Origin of the sequence: Flavobacterium sp. HJSW_4, from assembly GCF_042436695.1 — a bacterium.
GTDB lineage: Bacteria > Bacteroidota > Bacteroidia > Flavobacteriales > Flavobacteriaceae > Flavobacterium.
This window is the reverse complement of the sequence record NZ_JBHNPP010000004.1, coordinates 199,627-220,641: the sequence shown is the minus strand read 5'-3', so window position 1 is coordinate 220,641 and position 21,015 is coordinate 199,627. Positions and strand designations below refer to the sequence as shown.

22 protein-coding genes are annotated in these 21,015 nt (G+C 33.1%); 11 read left to right on the top strand and 11 right to left on the bottom strand.

The genetic code is table 11. The features are described 5' to 3' along the window. Nucleotides 1–17 precede the first annotated feature (17 nt). From ACE01P_RS05635 to ACE01P_RS05620, 4 genes are all read right to left on the bottom strand, one after another. Nucleotides 18–1,379 carry an exonuclease domain-containing protein gene (locus ACE01P_RS05635; RefSeq protein WP_379695157.1) on the bottom strand — a complete coding sequence of 454 codons (1,362 nt, stop codon included), beginning with the start codon at nucleotides 1,377–1,379 and terminating at the stop codon, nucleotides 18–20. Nucleotides 1,380–1,432: 53 nt separating this feature from the next. After that, nucleotides 1,433–2,086 carry a YggS family pyridoxal phosphate-dependent enzyme gene (locus tag ACE01P_RS05630; RefSeq protein ID WP_379695155.1) on the bottom strand — a complete coding sequence of 218 codons (654 nt, stop codon included), beginning with the start codon at nucleotides 2,084–2,086 and terminating at the stop codon, nucleotides 1,433–1,435. Nucleotides 2,087–2,098: 12 nt separating this feature from the next. After that, nucleotides 2,099–2,992, bottom strand: coding sequence for a 3-hydroxyacyl-CoA dehydrogenase family protein (locus ACE01P_RS05625; RefSeq protein WP_379695153.1), 894 nt, complete (start codon nucleotides 2,990–2,992; stop codon nucleotides 2,099–2,101). Between the two features lie 93 nt (nucleotides 2,993–3,085). Continuing rightward, nucleotides 3,086–4,051: a Gfo/Idh/MocA family protein gene (locus ACE01P_RS05620; RefSeq protein ID WP_379695151.1), complete on the bottom strand. Its 966-nt coding sequence runs from the start codon at nucleotides 4,049–4,051 to the stop codon at nucleotides 3,086–3,088. A 306-nt stretch (nucleotides 4,052–4,357) separates the two neighbouring features. On the opposite strand from ACE01P_RS05620, the gene ACE01P_RS05615 reads away from it, so the two are divergent. Then, nucleotides 4,358–4,999, top strand: a complete 642-nt coding sequence (locus tag ACE01P_RS05615) for a protein-L-isoaspartate(D-aspartate) O-methyltransferase (protein WP_250835697.1) — start codon at nucleotides 4,358–4,360, stop codon at nucleotides 4,997–4,999. A 27-nt stretch (nucleotides 5,000–5,026) separates the two neighbouring features. Here the strand turns inward: ACE01P_RS05615 and ACE01P_RS05610 are convergent, their stop codons facing one another. The 3 genes from ACE01P_RS05610 to smpB form a co-directional block, all read right to left on the bottom strand. Continuing rightward, nucleotides 5,027–6,076 (bottom strand): Fic family protein, encoded by a 1,050-nt coding sequence (locus ACE01P_RS05610; protein WP_379695149.1) that lies wholly within the window; start codon nucleotides 6,074–6,076, stop codon nucleotides 5,027–5,029. Between the two features lie 84 nt (nucleotides 6,077–6,160). Beyond that, the gene (locus ACE01P_RS05605; protein WP_379695147.1) at nucleotides 6,161–6,799 is read right to left on the bottom strand and encodes a hypothetical protein; all 639 of its coding nucleotides are present in this window, start codon (nucleotides 6,797–6,799) and stop codon (nucleotides 6,161–6,163) included. A gap of 82 nt (nucleotides 6,800–6,881) precedes the next feature. After that, nucleotides 6,882–7,337 (bottom strand): SsrA-binding protein SmpB, encoded by a 456-nt coding sequence (gene smpB / locus ACE01P_RS05600; protein ID WP_095927676.1) that lies wholly within the window; start codon nucleotides 7,335–7,337, stop codon nucleotides 6,882–6,884. A 142-nt stretch (nucleotides 7,338–7,479) separates the two neighbouring features. Between smpB and ACE01P_RS05595 the strand changes: the two genes are divergently transcribed. Together ACE01P_RS05595 and ACE01P_RS05590 are read left to right on the top strand one after the other, a co-directional pair. Further along, nucleotides 7,480–8,118, top strand: coding sequence for a hypothetical protein (locus ACE01P_RS05595; protein WP_379695145.1), 639 nt, complete (start codon nucleotides 7,480–7,482; stop codon nucleotides 8,116–8,118). A gap of 104 nt (nucleotides 8,119–8,222) precedes the next feature. Next, nucleotides 8,223–8,447: a VF530 family DNA-binding protein gene (locus ACE01P_RS05590; protein WP_379695143.1), complete on the top strand. Its 225-nt coding sequence runs from the start codon at nucleotides 8,223–8,225 to the stop codon at nucleotides 8,445–8,447. Between the two features lie 4 nt (nucleotides 8,448–8,451). Here the strand turns inward: ACE01P_RS05590 and ACE01P_RS05585 are convergent, their stop codons facing one another. From ACE01P_RS05585 to ACE01P_RS05575, 3 genes are all read right to left on the bottom strand, one after another. Then, a complete protein-coding gene (locus ACE01P_RS05585) occupies nucleotides 8,452–9,006 on the bottom strand; it encodes a DUF3575 domain-containing protein (RefSeq protein WP_379695141.1) in 555 nt (184 codons plus the stop codon). A gap of 111 nt (nucleotides 9,007–9,117) precedes the next feature. Next, nucleotides 9,118–9,666 (bottom strand): GNAT family N-acetyltransferase, encoded by a 549-nt coding sequence (locus ACE01P_RS05580; protein ID WP_379695139.1) that lies wholly within the window; start codon nucleotides 9,664–9,666, stop codon nucleotides 9,118–9,120. An 8-nt stretch (nucleotides 9,667–9,674) separates the two neighbouring features. Then, nucleotides 9,675–10,526 carry an aldose 1-epimerase family protein gene (locus ACE01P_RS05575; protein ID WP_379695137.1) on the bottom strand — a complete coding sequence of 284 codons (852 nt, stop codon included), beginning with the start codon at nucleotides 10,524–10,526 and terminating at the stop codon, nucleotides 9,675–9,677. A gap of 186 nt (nucleotides 10,527–10,712) precedes the next feature. On the opposite strand from ACE01P_RS05575, the gene ACE01P_RS05570 reads away from it, so the two are divergent. Next, nucleotides 10,713–12,983 (top strand): M1 family metallopeptidase, encoded by a 2,271-nt coding sequence (locus ACE01P_RS05570; RefSeq protein WP_379695135.1) that lies wholly within the window; start codon nucleotides 10,713–10,715, stop codon nucleotides 12,981–12,983. Between the two features lie 99 nt (nucleotides 12,984–13,082). Here ACE01P_RS05570 and ACE01P_RS05565 read toward each other — a convergent pair whose 3' ends face one another. After that, nucleotides 13,083–13,250 (bottom strand): hypothetical protein, encoded by a 168-nt coding sequence (locus tag ACE01P_RS05565; protein WP_162615021.1) that lies wholly within the window; start codon nucleotides 13,248–13,250, stop codon nucleotides 13,083–13,085. A gap of 201 nt (nucleotides 13,251–13,451) precedes the next feature. On the opposite strand from ACE01P_RS05565, the gene ACE01P_RS05560 reads away from it, so the two are divergent. The 7 genes from ACE01P_RS05560 (at nucleotide 13,452) to proB (ending at nucleotide 20,971) form a co-directional block, all read left to right on the top strand. Continuing rightward, complete coding sequence (locus tag ACE01P_RS05560) at nucleotides 13,452–14,087, top strand: GNAT family N-acetyltransferase (RefSeq protein WP_202001541.1); 636 nt, start codon at nucleotides 13,452–13,454, stop codon at nucleotides 14,085–14,087. A 63-nt stretch (nucleotides 14,088–14,150) separates the two neighbouring features. After that, nucleotides 14,151–15,344: an argininosuccinate synthase gene (locus ACE01P_RS05555; RefSeq protein ID WP_379695133.1), complete on the top strand. Its 1,194-nt coding sequence runs from the start codon at nucleotides 14,151–14,153 to the stop codon at nucleotides 15,342–15,344. Next, nucleotides 15,337–16,314, top strand: a complete 978-nt coding sequence (gene argC, locus ACE01P_RS05550) for an N-acetyl-gamma-glutamyl-phosphate reductase (protein ID WP_379695132.1) — start codon at nucleotides 15,337–15,339, stop codon at nucleotides 16,312–16,314. Before ACE01P_RS05555 ends, argC begins: the two co-directional genes overlap by 8 nt. A gap of 151 nt (nucleotides 16,315–16,465) precedes the next feature. Continuing rightward, nucleotides 16,466–17,605, top strand: a complete 1,140-nt coding sequence (locus tag ACE01P_RS05545; RefSeq protein WP_379695131.1) for an aspartate aminotransferase family protein — start codon at nucleotides 16,466–16,468, stop codon at nucleotides 17,603–17,605. Nucleotides 17,606–17,659: 54 nt separating this feature from the next. Next, complete coding sequence (locus tag ACE01P_RS05540; RefSeq protein WP_379695130.1) at nucleotides 17,660–18,868, top strand: hypothetical protein; 1,209 nt, start codon at nucleotides 17,660–17,662, stop codon at nucleotides 18,866–18,868. Nucleotides 18,869–18,906: 38 nt separating this feature from the next. After that, on the top strand, nucleotides 18,907–20,100 hold the full coding sequence (locus tag ACE01P_RS05535) for a glutamate-5-semialdehyde dehydrogenase (RefSeq protein ID WP_379695128.1): 1,194 nt from the start codon (nucleotides 18,907–18,909) through the stop codon (nucleotides 20,098–20,100). A 109-nt stretch (nucleotides 20,101–20,209) separates the two neighbouring features. Beyond that, nucleotides 20,210–20,971 (top strand): glutamate 5-kinase, encoded by a 762-nt coding sequence (proB, locus tag ACE01P_RS05530; RefSeq protein WP_379695126.1) that lies wholly within the window; start codon nucleotides 20,210–20,212, stop codon nucleotides 20,969–20,971. Nucleotides 20,972–21,015 lie beyond the last annotated feature (44 nt).

Here is a 21,015-nt window from a genome sequence, read left to right as displayed (position 1 = left end):
ATCAAAGTTTTGTTTTGTTAAAAATGAAGTATTTTTAAAGATTTGCTTTTGCGCATATAACTTTGAAGAATATTTTTTACATCGCGATTATGTTGCATTGGAATTAGGATGTTTTTCAGGATATCAATATTCGTGATTTGATAGTTCAAATCGTAATATGCATAACCTTGATATATGCCGTTTTCAATTAAAATTGCGCTTCTTTCGTTTACATTTCTGCCTCTATCTATTAAGATCATGCTTTTGTTTTCAAAACTGTTTTCTGAAATAAATTGCTGTACTCTTAAATTGTAAACTTCAGGCGTGATTTCTCCAATACAAGCGCCATCGCATTCTTTGATTTTATATTGAAAACACTCTTTTTTGGTTTGATATAAACCTGTCAATTTTTGACATAAATGATATTTTGCTGTAAATCTAAAGAGTGCATTTTTGCCTTCTTGTAAAGATGCGAATGATGTAATTTCTTTTTTACGTCCGTCGGCTTTTTCCAGTTTTAGGTTGATGTATCCGTTTGTGTCTTTTTCGGCATATAATGCGAAAGGGAAAACGGTTTTCTTTTGCGAACGATTATGTCTCGGACGGTTGATTTTTACTTCTTGACTTTCTTTTAAAAGTGCAATTAATTCGCTTCCTGTTTCCTCATAAGTAATGGTAAAGACTTCTGCCTGAATTCTTTTGCTTTTGGTTGTAACACCAGTAAAATGCTGATTGACTCTCTTTTTGATGTTTTGGCTTTTGCCGATATAAATCAAAGTTCCGCCTTCATTATAGATATAGTAAACCCCAGTTTTGGCTGGCATTTGGTTTAAAATATCTAAGAATTTTGGAGAGATTCCTTTTTCGACTTCGAGTTTTATAAAGTCTTTTACAATTGTTTTCTCGGTGTCTTTTTCTAAAAGCATTTTAAACAGCTTTGTCGTTGCCATAGCGTCTCCACTTGCACGATGTCTGTCTGCCATCGGAATTCCGAGTGCGCGTACTAATTTCCCTAAACTGTACGAAGGTTGTTCTGGAATTAGTTTTTTGGCTAATTCTACCGTACAAAGTGTTTTAGCTTCAAAATCATAGCCTAAACGACGGAATTCTGTACGAAGGATTCTATAATCAAAAGAGGCGTTGTGAGCCACGATTACGCAATCTGAAGTGATTTCGATAATTCGTTTGGCAACTTCATAAAACTTTGGCGCCGACTGTAACATAGCGTTATTAATCCCAGTCAGTTTTACTACAAACGGCTGAATCGGAATTTCGGGATTAACAAGACTGATGAATTGGTCGATTACTTCGTGCCCGTCAAATTTATAGATGGCGATTTCGGTAATTCCTTCTTCATTAAATTGTCCTCCAGTGGTTTCTATGTCAAGTATTGCGTACAAATTCAGTATTCAGTCTCAGTTTTTAGTAATCAGTTAAAATCTACGATTTATTTTTAGCGGCCTCCAAAAATGCTGCTTCCAATTCTTACCATTGTGCTTCCGCATTCGATGGCTAATTGATAATCTCCAGACATTCCCATTGAAATTGTTTTTAAATCAACAATTTGCAGTTTTTGGATGGAATCAAAAATAGATTTTAAATGTGTGAATTCTTTTTTTATTTGGTTTTGGTCTTCGGTGAAAGTGGCCATTCCCATTAAACCTAAGATACGAATATTTTTCAATTCTTTGAACTCTGCAGAAGTTAAAAGTTCGTTTAGTTCATTTTCGTCCAAACCAAATTTAGATTCTTCTTCTGCAATATAAATTTGAAGAAGACAATCTATAATTCTGTTATTTTTTAAAGCTTGTTTGTTAATTTCTTGCAATAATTTCAAACTGTCAACACCATGAATCAAAGTGACATACGGCGCCATAAATTTGACTTTATTCGACTGAACATGACCAATCATATGCCATTGAATGTCTTTTGGCATTTCTTCCCATTTATCAGTCATTTCCTGAATTTTGTTTTCTCCAAAAATGCGTTGACCAGCTTCATAAGCCTGCATCAAGTCTGAAACAGGTTTAGTTTTTGAAACGGCAACAAGAGTTACATGTTCAGGTAAAGTTGCTTTAATTGTATTTAAATTCGATTGAATCGACATGATATTTCTTTTTTATGAAAGAATAAACTGCTTTGAAATTTTCTCCGCTTTTTTGCTTTCGCTATAATCGTAAAAACCTTCTCCAGATTTAACTCCCAATTTTCCAGCTCTCACCATATTCACTAAAAGTGGGCAAGGAGCATATTTAGGGTTTTTAAATCCGTCGTACATTACATTTAAGATGGCAAGACAAACGTCAAGACCAATAAAATCAGCTAATTGAAGAGGTCCCATTGGATGCCCCATTCCTAATTTCATTACAGTGTCAATTTCGTAAACTCCTGCAACTTTATTGTATAACGTTTCAATTGCCTCGTTTAGCATTGGCATTAAAATTCTGTTTGCTACAAATCCTGGATAATCGTTTACTTCAACAGGAACTTTACCTAATTTTTCAGATAAAGTCATGATGATTTTTGTTACTTCATCGCTTGTATTGTAACCGCGAATGATTTCAACCAATTTCATAATCGGCACCGGATTCATAAAATGCATTCCGATAACACGCTCAGGGTGTGCTACAACAGATCCAATTTGTGTAATTGAAATAGAAGATGTATTTGTTGCTAAAATCGTATTGTGAGAGCAATATTCGTTTAATTGTTTGAAGATGTTCAGCTTTAATTCCACATTTTCAGTTGCTGCTTCCACTACTAAATCAGCGCCAACAACCCCATCTTTTATATCTGTATAAGTGATAATATTGGTGATTGTTTTAGTAACATCACCTTGCGTGATTGTTCCTTTAGACAGCATTCTATCTAAATTGGCTGCAATAGTTGCCATTCCCTTATCTAATGATTTTTCAGAAACGTCGATTAATTTCACGGTAAATCCGCTTTGCGCGAAAGTATGCGCAATTCCGTTACCCATTGTTCCAGCCCCAATTACAGCTATTGTTTTCATATTGCTTTGGTATATTATATTTTACGATTTAGCCACGAATTCACAATTTTATCGCGAATTTCGTGGCTAATTTATTTTTTTAAATTCCTTTAATTATTTATCGAAACAATCAATAATTTGATAAGCCACTCTTAATGCATCTGTAGCTTGCTCTAAAGTTACAACTGGCGTAGTATCTGTATTGATTGCATTTGCAAAAGATTCTAATTCGTCCAGAATAGCATTGTTTTGCTCAACATCTGGATTAGTGAAATAGATTTGTTTTTTTACACCTTCAGCATTTTGAAGAATCATATCAAAATCTCCAGGTACTTCTGGCGCATCTTTCATACGAACTACTTCGCATTTCTTTTCTAAGAAATCAACTGAAATGTAAGCATCTTTTTGAAAGAAACGTGATTTACGCATGTTTTTTAATGAAATTCTGCTCGCAGTTAAGTTCGCAACACATCCATTTTCGAATTCGATTCTAGCATTGGCAATATCAGGAGTGTCACTAATTACAGAAACACCGCTTGCGTGGATATCTTTTACCTTTGAATTCACAACGCTTAAAATAGCATCAATATCATGAATCATTAAATCTAAAACAACAGGAACGTCTGTACCACGCGGATTAAATTCGGCTAAACGATGCGTTTCTATAAACATCGGATTTTCGATCATGTTTTTTGTAGCAATAAAAGCGGGATTAAAGCGCTCTACGTGACCAACTTGTCCTTTCACGTTGTATTCTTTCGCTAAAGCAATGATTTCTTCAGCTTCTTCTACAGTGTTGGCAATTGGTTTTTCAATAAAGATATGTTTTCCAGATTTGATCGCTACCTTTGCACATTTATAGTGTGAAAGTGTTGGAGTAACAATATCAATCACGTCGACAGCGTGAATAAGTTTTGCAATTGTGCTGAAGTTTTTATAGCCAAACTCTTTTGAGATTCTTTCGGCATTTTCTTGATTTTCGTCGTAAAATCCAACTAATTCGTATTGGTCAGATTGTTGTAATAAGCGTAAATGTATTTTACCAAGATGACCAGCACCTAAAACTCCTACTTTTAACATGAGAATGTATTTTAAACAAAAATATAATTTATTTGTTGAAAGTGAAAATGAATTTAGGTAATTATTGGTTGTTGGCTGTTGGTTGATTGTTGTTGGTCGTTTTTCGTTTGTTGTTTGTTTCTTTTGAAACTTGACACCCTGAGCGAAGTCGAAGGGCTATGCGGGGCGAAGGGCTTGGATTCCGCTCAGTCTGACAGATAGTGAATTTTCGACTTTTGACTTTCGACTTTACACATTATTATTTAAAAATCAATATTTGAAATCCTGTTTTGTTTCTTATTTTTGCGAAAATAAAACCTACCCATTTTGAAAGACACTGCCAAACATCAAGGACTTCGTAATCAATTAGTAACTACTTTAGAGCAAAAAGGAATTACTGATAGAGCGGTTTTGGATGCGATAAAAAAAATCCCAAGACACCTTTTTTTGAACTCAAGTTTTGAAGATTTCGCTTATCAAGACAAAGCATTTCCTATTGGAGCAGGGCAGACTATTTCTCAGCCTTATACAGTCGCTTTTCAGTCGCAATTACTTGAGGTTAAGAAAGATCATAAAGTTTTAGAAATAGGAACAGGTTCTGGTTATCAGACTGCCGTTTTATTTATGCTTGGCGCGAAAGTTTTTACTGTTGAAAGGCAAAGTGAATTGTTTAAAACAACATCTAATTTATTTCCAAAGTTAAATATTCGTCCAAAACATGTTTCTTTTGGAGACGGATATAAAGGATTGCCAAATTTTGCTCCGTTTGACAGTATTATCGTTACTGCAGGCGCGCCTTTCATTCCACAGCCTTTAATGGCGCAATTAAAAATAGGAGGAAGGCTGGTTATTCCTTTGGGAGAAGATGTTCAGATTATGACTTTATTAATCAGAAAGAATGAAACTCAATTTGAAAAACATGAGTTTGGAGAGTTTAGATTTGTTCCTTTATTAGAAGATAAAAATTAAAAGAAAGCCCGTTTGATGCGGGCTTTTTTATTGCGTTAGAATTGAAATATATCTTTCTAAACTTTCTTTTTCTCTTTGTGCAATGAAAAGGAAAAAATCTTCTTTGTCTTTTTTAGTTTGGGCTATTTCTAAAGATTGATAATATTGCATTCGATTTTCATAATCGCCTTTAATATTTGCTATTGGATAACCTTTTTGCATCAAAATTAAATTCATAATCAATCTTGACGTTCTTCCATTCCCATCAATAAAAGGATGAATTGTGACTAAGCGTTCGTGCATTTCAGCAGCTAGAATCACGGGATGTAATTTGTTTTTGTTGATTTCATACCAAATAAAATATTCTTCCATTTCTTGCTGAACCATTAAAGGCTGAGGAGGCATGTGCGAACTTCCTTGTATCATAACCTGAACTTTTCTGTAACGTCCGGCATCTTCTGGAATTATTCCGCGAAGTATCAAATTATGAATAGATAAAAGATCTCGTTCGTTTAAAGAATTACTTTTGTTCATTAATTCTTTTATAAAACCAATTGCTTCCTGATGGTTAATAGCTTCAAGATGTTCACGCATACTTTTTCCCGAAATTGTCAAACCTTCATTGATAACCATATCCGTTTCGCGAAGCGTCATAGTATTTCCTTCAATCCTATTGCTTTCAAAAGTGTATTCTAGTTCGAGTGCTTGTTTGATTTTAAAACTGTCATTTTGACGATGAGAATCAAGTTTTGCTTTTAGAGAATCGATTTCTTTTAAAATCTTTTCTAATGAAGTAGATAACTTAAGATGTGAAACAGTTTTATTGTATTTGATTTCATCTTCGGCAACTTTTAAAGCTTTCAAAGCAAATTCATCATCTCCAATTTCATAAAGAATTTTTTCTTTAAGCCAAGCTACCATCAAAGTTTCGTAATCAATCTCTAGAAGTTGAGATAATCTAGTTACTTGATCTTTAGTTGGTTTTCGAGTGCCAGATTCAAATTTGCTAATTAAAGCTTGGTCAATACCGGCAAGCTGGGCCAACTCACGAGTTTTTAAACCTTTTTGTTCTCTAGCATTTTTTAGTAGCGATTTCATTTATGAAAAATTTAGTCTTGACAAATTTAGTCATTTTTTCTAATAAAGGAAAAGCAGCATTTTACGATACTGCTTTATGATATTTTATTTTGGAGGAAGCGAACCGTCTTTTCTCATTTCTTTTACAACGGCTTGCATTATAGCGTCAACAGTTTGTCCTAAATCGGTAACATATTGCGATTCAGTAGTTCCTGTCCAAATTAATTTATTTTGTTTTAATGAAAAAATATTAGTTTCAACCATATAAGAAGTGGTTTCTTGATAATAACCCGGATCGTAGAAATTTGGAGAATACATTCCGTACCAGTTTCCAAAACCGTAACCATACATTCCAGTATACATTCCGTCAAATCCTCCATAGTACATTCCGGTGTAAGTTCCTGGAACATAATTGACTTCTTTTTCTTTGCTGACTAAACGCATAGTGACAACTCCGTCAAAATTTTCGTCTTGTAAAACCTTTAGTTTTTGTTCTTGTGTTAATTGTGTGGTTGCATTTAAGTATTGATATGAAGTCTTAAATATAGGACTGCTTGCTGCAATTCTGTTTTCAGTAATTCGTCTCGAAGCTTCATCTTTGACCAAAGCTACAACCAAAACTTTTTTAAATTGTTCCTGAGTGATTGTTACGTCAGGATCTCTCCAGCTGTTTACAATAGAAGTATTACTGCCACAACTTGAAAACGCCGCAATAGCGAAAAACAAAACGAAGTACTTTTTCATATTTTACAGTTAAATTGGTTATAAGTAAAAATAACTATAAAATGTTAATTATAAGCGTTTTGTGTAAAAATAAAAAAGCTTACTAGTTGTAAGCTTTTTTTATACGGTCTAAATCTCGTTTGGTATCTTGTTCTTTTAAAGATTCTCGTTTGTCATAGTTTTTCTTTCCTTTACAAAGTCCGATTTGCAGTTTAGCTAAACCTTTTTCATTTGTAAACAGTTTTAAAGGAATAATTGTAAGCCCTTTAGCTTGAACACTCTTATGGAGTGTTTTCAATTCTTTCTTGTTAAGAAGTAGTTTTCGTTCGCTTCTTGATTTATGATTGAATTGGTTTCCAAAAGAATATTCTTCAATATAAGTATTAATGGCAAAAAGTTCCATGCCACTGAATTCGCAGAAGCTTTCGGTAATATTTGCTTTTCCTAGACGTATAGATTTAATTTCTGTTCCCGCCAAAACAATTCCAGCAGTATAAGTGTCGATTATTTCGTAATCGAATCTGGCTCTTTTGTTAAGTATATTGACTGATTTTATCATGATTGCAAATGTAAGACAAAATTGAAAGAAATCGTAGCAGTTAAAGATAATTAAAGATTTTTTTTAATCTATGATTTTAATCAGTCTTATGGCAAAACCTTACTCATAAGTTTGTCTTGTAATTTTTAAAAAACAAAATAAAATGAAAAAGATTTTTACGATCATGAGTATGGTGTTAATCGGTTTAACTGCTAAAGCCCAAGATTCATCTCAAGGATTAAAAGGCGCTTGGTTTGCTACTTCTCAATTTGGCTATCAGCAGACTAAAAATGATGATAATAAAAATACCAATTTATCTGTAATTCCAGTTGTAGGTACATTTATAACGCCATCAGTTGCTGTAGGAGCAGGTGTAGGATATATTAATATTAAAGCGGAAACAGCTGCAGGAACTGCTGCGAAAACAGATTTAATTGTTGTTCAGCCTTTAATTAGAAAATACTGGAATATAGCAGGTTCATTATACTTCTTCGGACAGGCAGCAATACCGGTTATTACTGGTAAAGAAAAAGAAAGCGAGTTGAAAGTTAATCAAGTAGGATTATCTGTATCAGGAGGTTTAGATTATTTTGTGACTAAAAACTTCTCAGTAGAATTCTCTTATGATCTAGCTAATTTTACTTCTACAACTTTAAAAGCTAAAGATGGAGAAAAAACAACTGTTACCAATTTCGGATTGGCGCATGTTGCGAATGTAGATCCGTTTTATAATACTGCTTTAGCGGGAAGTAACCCAAACTTGACTACTCCAGTTTCTGTTGGATTTAAATTCATATTCTAATTTATTCTTTATTTGATTAACGTAAAATTCTATTTTAGTAATTTTGCAAAAAAAAAAGACCGTACTAATAGTGCGGTCTTTTAATATTATTTAAAAAGTATACGATGCAAAATCAATCTAAAGATCCACTACACGGAATTACACTTCAAAAAATTGTCGAAACTTTAGTCGACTATTATGGTTTTGATACTCTAGGCGAATTAATTCCTGTTAAATGCTTTAACTCTAATCCGAGCGTAAAATCTAGTCTTACTTTTTTAAGAAAAACAGATTGGGCTCGTAAAAAAGTAGAAGAGCTTTATGTTAAAACGCTTCCTAAATTAAGCTGATTTTTTATAGTTTATAAGAAATCATAATTCCTCCACGGTATGGAAGCCATTCTCCACTTTTATTGTAATTAGGGGCTTTATCGTATCTTCCTGGAGTTCCATCATTGTAATGCCCCTTATAAAATCCTTGATGCCATCCTCCACCTACGAAAAAGTCAAGTAAAAATTTATCATTAAGTTTTAAATTGTAACCAACTGTAGCTCCAATTCTATAGCCAAAACCATCTTCATATTTGTTGGTGTCCCAATAGTTCCATTTTTGGATCTGATATTTATCGGCTCCAATATGTGCTCCAGCATAAAAGCCATTATATTTTTCTTTAAAATGGTAGCGAACTTCAGGAGTAACAGTAATAAATTTCATTGGGTTTTGTCCGTTAAACGATTCCCAGAAAGAAGCCATTACGTCGGCACTAAATGTAGTTTTCTCTCCAATGCTAGTTTCTATTCCAATATTTGGAACTAATAATAAAGCTGTTGCTCCGTTAAACTTTACAAATGTCTGACTTTGTAATTGCAAACAAAATAAAAGAACAAGTAGGGCGGATATTTTTTTCATAACTATTTTTTGAATTCAAAAACAGCCATTTTTAGCTGATTTCGAGCGCAAATATAACCTATAATGCTTGAGAACAATTATCTATAAGATTATTTTAACAAGTAAAAAAACTTACTTTTCTAGTAATGAATAAATTACCTTGTCGAGAAATTTTCCTTCCCAAAATTCTGACTGTTTTAAATGAGCTTCTTTAACAAATCCGCATTTTTGTAATACCTTTTCAGAAGCGTAATTTTCGGGATCAATTACGGCTTCTATTGAGTGTAGTTTTAAATCTTCAAATCCAAATTTAATCAGTCTGTTTACAGCTTCTGGTATAATTCCTTTTCCATGATGATCTGGCGAAAGCATATAGCCGATTTCAGCTCGGTAATTTTCCGGTTGCATTCTGTAATAACCAATAATCCCCAATAATTTAGGACCACCTTTAAGTCTAATGCCCCAATTTATTCCAGTATTATTTTCAATTTTTTCATCAATCATTCGAATATGTTCCAAAGCATCCTCGTGATTTTTCACCAAAGGCCTCGGAATATATTTCATAGTTTCAGGATTCGAACGCAATTCAAAAACTTCTTGAACATCTTTGTCTGTAAGCCTGTCTAGAAGTATACGTTCTGTTTCTATTATAGGAAATGGAGTGAAGTTAAAATCTAACATTTTGTTCGTTATAATATTGTGATACTAAATTTTGCACTGAAATCTTTGTTTTCTTCCAATGTCAAAATTCCTTCTTTTTGGTATAAATCGCCTGTGTTTTCATCTGTATCCGAATAGCCAAGCCACGGTTCGATACAGATAAACGGCGCATTTTCTTTTGTCCAAATTCCTAAACTTGGAAAATCGTAATAATCAACTTTTACGTATGGTTTTGAATTATTTAGGATCGTTAAAGATTTTGATTCTAATGTTTTAAAGATTAAAGCGTCATTTTTAAACAGCTCATAATTTAAAGGAACTAAATTATTTTTTGTTTCCAAAACTTTAGTTTTAGATGAAATCAAATCGTTTTCAAGAAGATAATATTTTAAATTTTCTTCTTTTTCGAATTGAAAAGCATAATCCTCAAAATTATCAGGAAGTGCAATTGCAGGATGCGCGCCAATTGAAAAAGGCATTTTTTCTTTTCCGTGATTAATTACTTTGTATTCAAGTTCTAAAGAGCTTTCGTTAAGTGTATAAATAAGTTGTAATTCAAACTCAAAAGGGTATTTCTGTAATGTTTCGTCAGAAGATTTAAGAGAGAAAATAGCTTTGTTTTCAGTTTTTTCAATCAAAGAAAATTCCATATCACGTGCAAAACCATGACGCGGCAAATGATATTCTTTTTCATTGATTTTATAAGTATTGTTTTTTAAAGTTCCGACAATCGGAAAAAGAACAGGAGAGTGCTTACCCCAAAAATCTGGATTTCCTTCCCAGATATATTCGTTGTTCTGATTGTCTTTTATAGAAAATAATTCAGCTCCAGCATGTTTGATAGAAGCTTTTAATATTGAATTTGAAATAGTTGTAGTCACAATGTTGAATATAAAATGAATGATTTTTATAGAGATGTAAATATATTTTATAAAATTTAGTTTTTTAAGAAAAAAGGCTGAAATTATTTTATTGATAAAATTTTGCTAAAATTGAATTTATGTTTTGAAGTTTCTCTGTAAATAGCTTTTTTTTTCATTAATTTGCTACATAAACAGCTAAAAAATATGAAAAAGCAATCTGGGAAAGCCATTTTAACCGCGGCTTTATTTTTTGGGATTTCTTCAGTATGGGCGCAGCAAACTCCGTCAGCGACAACAGCAAATCCAGTAAACAATTACAATTATCATGATGCCTTTGGTCCTCATTTCTACACAAAAAATGGTACGCCAACTCGTACTGCTAGCGGGCAGCCAGGAGTAGAGTATTGGCAGAACAGAGCCGATTATCAGATTACGGCAAAACTGAATGCAACTACAAATGAGATTGTTGGTACAGACGAAATTACGTATACTAATAATAGTCCTGAAAAATTAGGGTTTCTTTGGCTGAATTTAGATCAGAACTTGTTTAAAGACGATTCAAGAGGAAATGCTATTTTGCCTTTAACAGGAAGCCGTAATGGAGCTCAAGGGCAAGTTTTTGATGGCGGAAATAAAATTAAATCTGTAAAAGTAATTTCTGGAGGAAAAACTAAAACAGAAGTTGAAGCAAAATACATTGTTACAGATACAAGAATGCAGGTTTTCCTTCCACAGGAATTAGCAGCAAAAGGAGGTTCTGTAAAACTTAAAATTGAATTCTCTTTCATCGCGCCTTTTGAAGGGTCTGATAGAATGGGAGTTTTAGAAACTAAAAACGGGAAAATCTTCACGATTGCACAATGGTATCCACGTATGTGTGTGTTCGATGACGTGAGAGGTTGGAACACAGCTCCATATTTAGGTGCGTCTGAGTTTTACTTGGAGTATGGAGATTTTGATGTAAAACTTACAGTTCCAGGAAATCACTATGTTGTGGCTTCTGGTGAATTATTAAATGGTCAGGAAGTATTTTCTGCTGAGCAATTAAAAAGATATAAAGACGCTTCTAACAGCGACAAAACGGTTATGATTCGTACAGCTTCTGAAGTTGCGGCAACTGCAAATAGCAATTCAGGAACTGAGAAAACATGGCACTATAAAATTAAAAATGCACGTGATTTCTCTTGGGCATCGTCTCCAGCTTTTATCTTAGATGGAGCTAAGATTAACCTTCCAAGCGGTAAAAAATCATTAGCATTATCTGCTTATCCAGTTGAAAGTGATGGTAGAGATGGTTATGGGCGTTCTACAGAATATGTAAAAGCATCAATTGAGCATTATTCAAAACAATGGTTCGAATATCCTTATCCAGCAGCGACAAACGTTGCAGGTAACGAAGGAGGAATGGAGTATCCTGGAATTGTTTTCTGCGGATGGAAGTCTAAAGGAGCAGATTTATGGGGAGTTACAGACCACGAATTTGGTCATATTTGGTTTCCAATGATCGTTGGTTCAAATGAAAGACTATTTGCTTGGATGGATGAAGGATTTAATACTTTCATTAACTCATTGAGTACAGCAGCATTTAATAATGGAGAATACAAAGAAGATCCAACAGATTTGCATCATCAAGCAGAACCGTTCACAAGACCTGACTTAGAAACGATTATGAGTTCTCCTGATAATATGAAGGAAGGTAATATCGGTATGTTGTGCTATTTTAAACCAAGTGCTGGTTTAGTAATTTTAAGAGAACAGATTTTAGGGAAAGAGCGTTTTGATACTGCTTTTAGAACATATATTCAGCGTTGGGCATACAAACATCCACAGCCGGATGATTTCTTTAGATCTATGGAAAACGTTGCTGGGGAAGACTTAAGCTGGTTCTGGAGAAGCTGGTATGTAAACAACTGGCGTTTTGATCAAGGTATTAATTCAATTAAATATGTAAAAAATGATCCTGCAAAAGGAGTCGTAATTACAGTCGAAAATTTTGATAAAATGCCAATGCCGATTGTTTTAGATGTTAAAACAAAAAGCGGAAAAGTATCAAGAGTTAATTTACCAGTAGAAATTTGGCAGAGAAATAAATCTTGGTCTTTCAAACACAATTCTACAGAAGAAATTGAAAGCATTACTTTAGATCCTGACCATGTTTTTCCAGATAATAATGAATCAAATAATGTTTGGACAGCAGGAAAAGGAATTGTAGAAAAAGCGATTATAATCGATGGTTATTTAGGTAATTACACTACGGCAAAATCTCCATTAACTATTGAGTTAGTAGATAAAAATAGTGTTTTGACAGCACAGTTGCCGAATTATCCTAACTTCTCTTTAGATCCTGTTGCAAACGAAAAAGATACTTTCGAATCAAAAAGAGCAGGGTTGAAATTTAAATTCAATGAAGCTAAAACTGGATTTGAAATGATTTTCTTAGATAATGGTCAATCAATGCAGTTTACTAAAAAATAAAAAGCAAAAATATAATTGATTAAAAACCCGATAATTAGAAATAATTATCGGGTTTTGTTTTTCGGTATATTCACAAAACGTAAAAAAAATGTTAGAATTTTAATTTTTTGTTTTGTAAATAAAAAAATAATGTACTTTTGCACCGATGAATAAAATAAGTTTACATATAACTTCTTTGTCACGGACAAACTCACCGATTACTTCTCCCGAAGTACGGACACTATCTCTATAGTGTTCACTGAGTTTTATAGCCGTATATTTATTCATATCCATTTTTCATTTTGAAATCACATAATTTGTCCATTGGACAAACGTATCCTAAAAGTATTTATTATTTTGTAAATTTTCTTAATCAATGTTTTGATTTTGAGAATGTTACTTCTTTTATGTTTAATTTTATTGGATTCAATTCTGGATTTCAAGCGAATCAATATGCTTTAATTTTTAACTCTAACTTCAATAATTGAAATGAAGATCTCTATTGTTGTAACTCAAGAAGAACATTTTAAGTATGCGCAGGAAATCTGCGATACGATAGAATCATCTGCCTTATTAAGAGGTACGGGGATTGCTAAAAGAACTCCTGAGTACATTCAGAAAAAAATGGCAAATGGTGATGCGATGATTGCTTTGGCAGACGGAAAATTTGCTGGTTTTTGCTACATAGAAAGTTGGCAACACGGAAAATTTGTGGCGCATTCGGGGTTAATTGTACATCCAGATTATAGAAGCCATGGTTTGGCTAAAAAGATAAAATCAAAGGTTTTTGATTATTCTTTGAAGAGATTTCCAGATGCTAAAATATTTGGTATCACTACTGGTTTGGCGGTTATGAAAATTAACTCTGAACTAGGCTATAAACCAGTTCCTTTCTCAGAACTTACAACCGATCCAAGTTTCTGGGCTGGCTGTAAAACCTGTACTAATTTCCCGATTTTACAAAGTAAAGAAAACAAAATGTGCCTTTGTACCGGAATGTTATATGACCCGAAGGAAAAACAAAAAACACCACCAAGACATCCTTTTAATGAGGCTGTTTTAAACAGGCTTAAAAAAATCAAACAGGCTTTATTCTTGAATAAAATATTGTCATTGTTTGTTTAAGTCAATTAATTAGAAAAAATCTCAAACTGCTACATACGAAAGTATTAGCCTAAATTATAAAAAATGAAAAAAGTAGTATTAGCTTATAGCGGAGGATTAGATACCTCGTATTGTTTGAAATATTTAAAAAATGAAAAAGGATACGAAGTTCACACTGTTCTTGTTGACACAGGAGGATTCGACGAAGAAGAATTATCAGCTATTGAAAAAAGAGCTTACGAATTAGGAAGTGCGCAACACGCAAATCTTACAATCGTTGATAAATATTATGATAAAGCTATAAAATATTTGATTTTCGGAAACGTATTAAAAAACAATACTTACCCGTTATCAGTAAGTGCAGAACGTGTTTTTCAAGCTATTGAAGCAATTAAATACGCTAAAAAAGTTGGAGCAAGCGCAATCGCACACGGAAGTACAGGTGCAGGAAATGACCAAATTCGTTTTGATTTGATTTTCCAAACTATTGCTCCAGAAATCGAAATCATTACCCCAATTAGAGATTTAAAACTTTCAAGACAAGAAGAAGTAGAATACCTTCAAAAAAATGGAGTTAGCTACTCTTGGGAAAAAGCACAATATTCTATCAATAAAGGACTTTGGGGAACAAGCGTTGGAGGTAAAGAAACTCTAACTTCAAGCCAGCCTTTGCCAAGTGAAGCTTATCCTTCGCAATTGCAAAAAGAGGGTGAAGAAAAAGTAACGCTTCATTTTGAAAAAGGAGAATTAGTTGCATTGAATGGTAAAAAAGATGTTCCAGAAAAAAATATTGTAAAACTTGAAAAATTAGCAAATGCTTATGCAATTGGTAGAGATATTCACGTTGGAGATACTATTATCGGAATTAAAGGAAGAGTTGGTTTCGAAGCTGCTGCTCCATTAATTATCATCAAAGCGCATCATTTATTAGAGAAACATACTCTAGGAAAATGGCAACAATATTGGAAAGAGCAGTTAGGAAACTGGTACGGAATGTTATTTCACGAAGGTCAGTTTTTAGATCCTGTTATGAGAAACATTGAAACTTTCTTGCAAGACACTCAAAAAACAGTGAATGGAACAGTAACTGTTTCGTTAAAACCATATCATTTTTCGCTTGACGGAATTGAATCTAAAAATGATTTGATGAATACTGGTTTTGGTCAGTATGGCGAAATGAACAATGCTTGGACATCAGAAGATGCAAAAGGATTTATTAAGATTTTAGGAAATGCACAAAACATATTTTCATCAGTAAATCATTTAGAGCATGATTAATATCGGAATTATTGGTGGTTCGGGCTATACAGCTGGAGAACTCATCAGAATATTAATGTATCACCCCAATGTAAACATCGATTTTGTTTACAGTACAACAAACGCTGGAAAACCACTTTCTGTAGCGCACCACGATTTGATGGGTGATATTGAAATGAATTTCACGGCCGAAATCAATCCGAATGTGAATGTTGTTTTCTTGTGTTTAGGTCACGGAAAATCGATTTCATTTTTGAAAGAAAATCAGTTTGCAAGTCATACTAAAATCATTGATTTAGGAAACGATTTCAGATTGAATAAAGATGCTAATTTCGAAGGAAAAGAATTCGTTTACGGATTGCCTGAAATCAATAAAGCGGAAATTAAAAAAGCAAATTATATTGCCAATCCAGGTTGTTTTGCAACGGCTATACAGTTGGCTTTGTTACCTTTAGCAGAACATAATTTGTTGAATAATGATGTTCATATTAATGCAACAACAGGAAGTACTGGAGCAGGAGTAAGTCTTTCAGAAACTTCTCATTTCAGCTGGAGAAACAACAATTTTTCGCATTACAAAGCTTTTGAACACCAGCATTTAGGTGAAATTTCAGAAAGTTTGGTTCAGTTGCAAGATGATTTTGACAGCGAATTGCTTTTTATTCCAAACAGAGGAGATTTTCCAAGAGGAATTTTTGCAACGCTTTACACAGTATGTGATGACAGTTTAGAGCAATTGGTTGAAAAATACGAAGAGTTCTATAAAAATGAGCCTTTTGTAACGGTTACAACCACTAATATCAACATGAAACAAGTGGTTCAAACAAACAAATGTATCATTAGTTTATTGAAAAAAGGAAACCGGGTTCTCATAACATCAATTATAGATAACTTAACCAAAGGTGCTTCAGGACAAGCGATTCAAAACATGAATTTAATGTTCGGATTGGAAGAAACCACAGGTTTACATTTGAAACCAAGCGGATTTTAATTTTTTTAGTTTCAAGTTTAAAGTTTCAGGTTTCACGTTCTGTACGTGACTTGAAATGGATACATAGAAACATAAACTAGTTTCAAGTTTAAAGTTTCACGTTGCAAGTTAACTTGAAACCTGAAACCTGAAACAAAATAAACAAAACAAAATGAACTTATTCAACGTTTACCCATTATACGACATTACTCCAGTAAAAGCAATTGATTGTAAAATTATCGATGACAAAGGAGTAGAATATTTAGATTTATACAGCGGACATGGTGTGATTTCTATCGGACACACACAGCCAGATTATGTAGCAAAACTTAAAAATCAAATCGATCATTTAGGTTTTTATTCGAATGCGATTCAGAATCCTTTGCAGGTTGAATTGGCACAGAAATTAGGAAAGCTTTCAGGATTAGAAGATTATGAATTATTTTTGTGTAGTTCTGGTGCTGAGGCAAACGAAAATGCTTTAAAATTAGCTTCTTTCCATAATGGAAAATCTAGAGTTGTGGCTTTTCATAATTCTTTCCACGGAAGAACTTCTGCAGCAGTGGCAGTTACTGATAACAAAAAGATTGTTGCGCCAATAAACGCACAACAGGAAGTAACATTTTTGCCTTTAAACCAAATCGAATTGGTTGAAGCAGAATTAGCAAAAGGAGATGTTACAGCTGTAATTATAGAAGGAATTCAAGGAGTTGGAGGTTTAGACCAAGGAACAACTGAATTTTTCCAAGCTTTAGAAAAAGCATGTAAAAAACACGATGTGGTTTTAATCTTAGACGAAGTACAGTCGGGATACGGAAGAAGCGGGAAATTCTTCGCTTTCCAACACCACGGAATCAATGCTGATATTATTTCAGTTGCAAAAGGAATGGGGAACGGTTTCCCAGTTGGAGCAATTTTGATTTCTCCAAAATTCGAAGCTAGTTTCGGATTATTAGGGACTACTTTCGGCGGAAGCCACTTGTCTTGCGCAGCAGGAATTGCAGTTTTAGATGTAATTGAAAAGCTTGATTTACAAAAGAATGTAAATGAAGTTTACGAATATTTCTTAGAAAAAATCAAAGAAGTTGACGGAATCAAACAAGTAAAAGGAAAAGGCTTAATGCTTGGAGTAGAGTTTGATTTTGATGTAGCGGCTTTAAGAAAGAAGTTGATTATCGAAAAACACATTTTTACAGGAAGTGCGAACAATAAAAATCTATTGAGAATTTTACCGCCTTTAACAGTGAAAAAAGCAGATATCGATACGTTTGTAAAATCGTTGAAAGAAAGTTTAGAAGAACTTAGAGCTTAAGAATTAATTTTCTAAAGTAAAAAAATGTTCATTTAATTTCAGAGTATAAATAGTATGGATAACGCGAAGTGTCAACTCATTCTTCAAGAATATTTCGATTCGATTAACGATAGAGATTATGAAAAGTATTTAGATCTTCTACTGTATAAATTTGAAGATAAGATTACTAAGGATGATTTAAACTTTGTTTTTGGATTAAATCACGAATTTAAGACTGAATTTGCTCAATTTGATTTACACTCTTTGTCAGATCCAACGTCAGAAGGAGATTTTCTTATATTAAAAATGGATTATAGTTTTTCTCTGAAAGATGAAAATGATAAAGTTTTCAATACAGATACAGTTGTCTGGTTATTTTATGATCAGGAAGATGAAACCTTAGCTTTTTTGCCTTATCTGCCAGAAAAAAAAGAATTGATTTTTAGTTTTCTTCCAGTAAAGATAGTTAATGAGGTTTTGAGAAGTGAGCAAAAATCATATTCTGTTGATTTAATTCCATATCCAGAGTTTGAGGACGTGTTTACAGAAGAAACAGATCCTAAAGCAAAATTTGTTTTTTTGCCTTTAGTTACTATAAAAATTAGGAATCATGAACAATTTAATGATAAAACATTTCATTTGATTTCGCTTTGGGATACAGGAGATTACGAAACAGAGTATTTTGGTGACTATAGAATTGATGTAAACGAAATTGCATTTGATTTAGTTGGTGATAAATTAGGTTATAAAGACAAAATTGATTTTCCAAAAATTGAATTTTTAGAAGAAGCTTATACTATTATAAGCGAAGATTTTGAGACACAAAAAGAATATTATCTAAGTAATTTAAATTACAAAGAGTATAAGTCTAAAATTGAACGGGGAGGAAATTTAATTTTAGATAGAATTCCAGAGTTTGGAAAGTTTGAATCAGAATATTACTTTGAAAGAGTTACCTCTGTTCTTCTTTCCAAATACAGGTTTAAAAATTATGGAGTGGTAAATTCCTGTTTTGATGATAATTCTTTTTTTAAATATAAATTTAAAGGAGACTATTCTGATGAGGAACTTGAAAAAATAGATTTTAATAAAATTGGTAAAATTGATTTTGTTGATAATCTGTTATTACGACCTGAATTTATTCAAAATGATGAGTTTCCATCAGGAACTATTTTTATTGGTCAGACAGATGAAGGCGATTTTATTTCTTCAAGCGCTACTAATACATTTCTTTTTTACAACAATGAAAAAGAGCAACAAATACAAATTTTTCAATGGGATTAAAAATTTAATGCTTTTAAAACAACCAACCAACTAAAACTATGAAACCATTATCAATTGAAATACGTAACGCTGTTTTGCGGACTATGGCAAAGCTGGTCGAACAAGAGCGGAATCAGATTATCTTGACAAATCAGGAAGATCTTAGCGATTACGACGGTTCAGATTTAGCGATGGAAGAACGTCTGAAAGTAGATGATAAAAAAGTAGATGAAATGATTTTGTCATTGAATCAGTTAGCTTCACAAGAAGATCCCATCGGCATTGAGCGTTTTCATTTTACTCATGATAATGGAATTAAAGTCATAAATAAAACCGCAGCTTTCGGAACTATTTTAATTATTTACGAATCTCGTCCAGATGTTACAATCGAAGCAGGAGGAATCGCTTTTAAATCTGGAAATAAAATTTTATTGAAAGGCGGAAAAGAATCTCTAAAGTCGAATTTAAAGATTGTAAGTCTTTGGCATAAAGCTTTAGAGGAAAACGGAGTTTCAAAAGGCTGGGTAGAATATCTGAATTATAACAGAACCGAAACTCAGGCATTTTTAGAAAAACCAACTCAAAAAGTAGATTTAATTGTTCCGAGAGGAGGAGAAAAATTAATTGAGTTTGTAAAAGCGCATGCGACTTGCCCGGTAATTGTAAGCGGACGTGGCAATAATTTTGTTTACGTTCATGAAGATGCTGATACAGATTTGGCTTTAAAAGTAATTTTAAATGCTAAAACTGCTAAAATCTCGGCTTGTAATGCTTTAGATAAAGTTTTGATCAGTTCTAAACTTCCAAATTTTGAAGGTTTTACGGCGATGTTAATTGAAGCTTTAATCGAATCAAAAGTGGAAGTAATTGTCGATAAATCGTTAGAGAATTTCGAGAATACAAAAACCATTCAAAACGAAGATATTTGGTACGAAGAGTTTTTAGATTATAAAATCGTAATCGGAACCATCGATTCTCAAGATCATGCGATTGATATGATTAATAAATACTGCGGAGGACATTCTGCAGCAATTATTACAAGAGATAATGAAGCTGCTCAGCAGTTTATGGAATCGATAGATGCAGCGGCGGTTTACCAAAATGCATCAACGAGATTCACAGACGGCGGACAATTCGGTCTTGGCGGAGAATTAGCAATAAGCACTGATAAACTGCATCAAAGAGGACCAATTGGTTTACAGCATTTGGTAACCAATAAATGGTATGTGTACGGAGAAGGGCAAATTCGATAATTGAGATAATTTGTCAATTAGATAATTAGAAAATTTTCATTTTGAGAAAAAAAAGACTTAGTCCCGATAGTTGTCGGGATAGTATCTCAGAATCTTAGCATCTTAGAAAATGACTAAAAAACGGATTTTATTAAAAATAGGAAGTAATACTTTAACCAAAGAAACGAATCATATTTCGCGGGGAAAGATTGAAGATCTTGGAATTCAGATTGCGGCTTTAAACGGCGAATATGAATTTATCATCGTAAGTTCTGGAGCAATTGCAGCAGCAAAGCAATTTGTAAAACTTGACAATCAAGATAAAGATGTTTTTGTAAAACAGGCTTTAGCTTCAATCGGACAGCCTCATTTAATGCGGATTTACAATGAGAATTTTAAGGATTTAGGATTAAATACTTCGCAGTGTTTACTTTCTTATTCTGATTTCGAAAAAGAGCAGACCAAAAAGAACATTGTAAATACGATTAATGTATTGGTTAAGAACAATTACATTCCGATTATCAATGAAAATGACACTGTGGCGACAGATGAGATTCGGTTTGGAGATAACGACAAATTAGCGGCTTTAACGGCGGTTCTTTTAAATGTTGATATTCTGATAATTGCAACCAATACAAACGGAATTTATACGAAAGAGACTTTTCAAAATGAAGTTCCAAAAACAATTAAATTGGTAAATGATTTAAAATCGCTCGAAAAAGAAATCGGAGATTCAAAATCATCGCATGGAACAGGAGGGATGCAGTCCAAAATCGAAGCGGCCGCAATTTCAAAAGCAGCCAACATAGAAACCTGGATCGTCAATGGATTAAATGATAATTTTATTCTGCGGGCACTGAAAGACGAAATTCCATTTACTAAAATAATTTAATGAGTCAATTAGGTAATTAGAAAATGTCACAATTGTCTAATTAT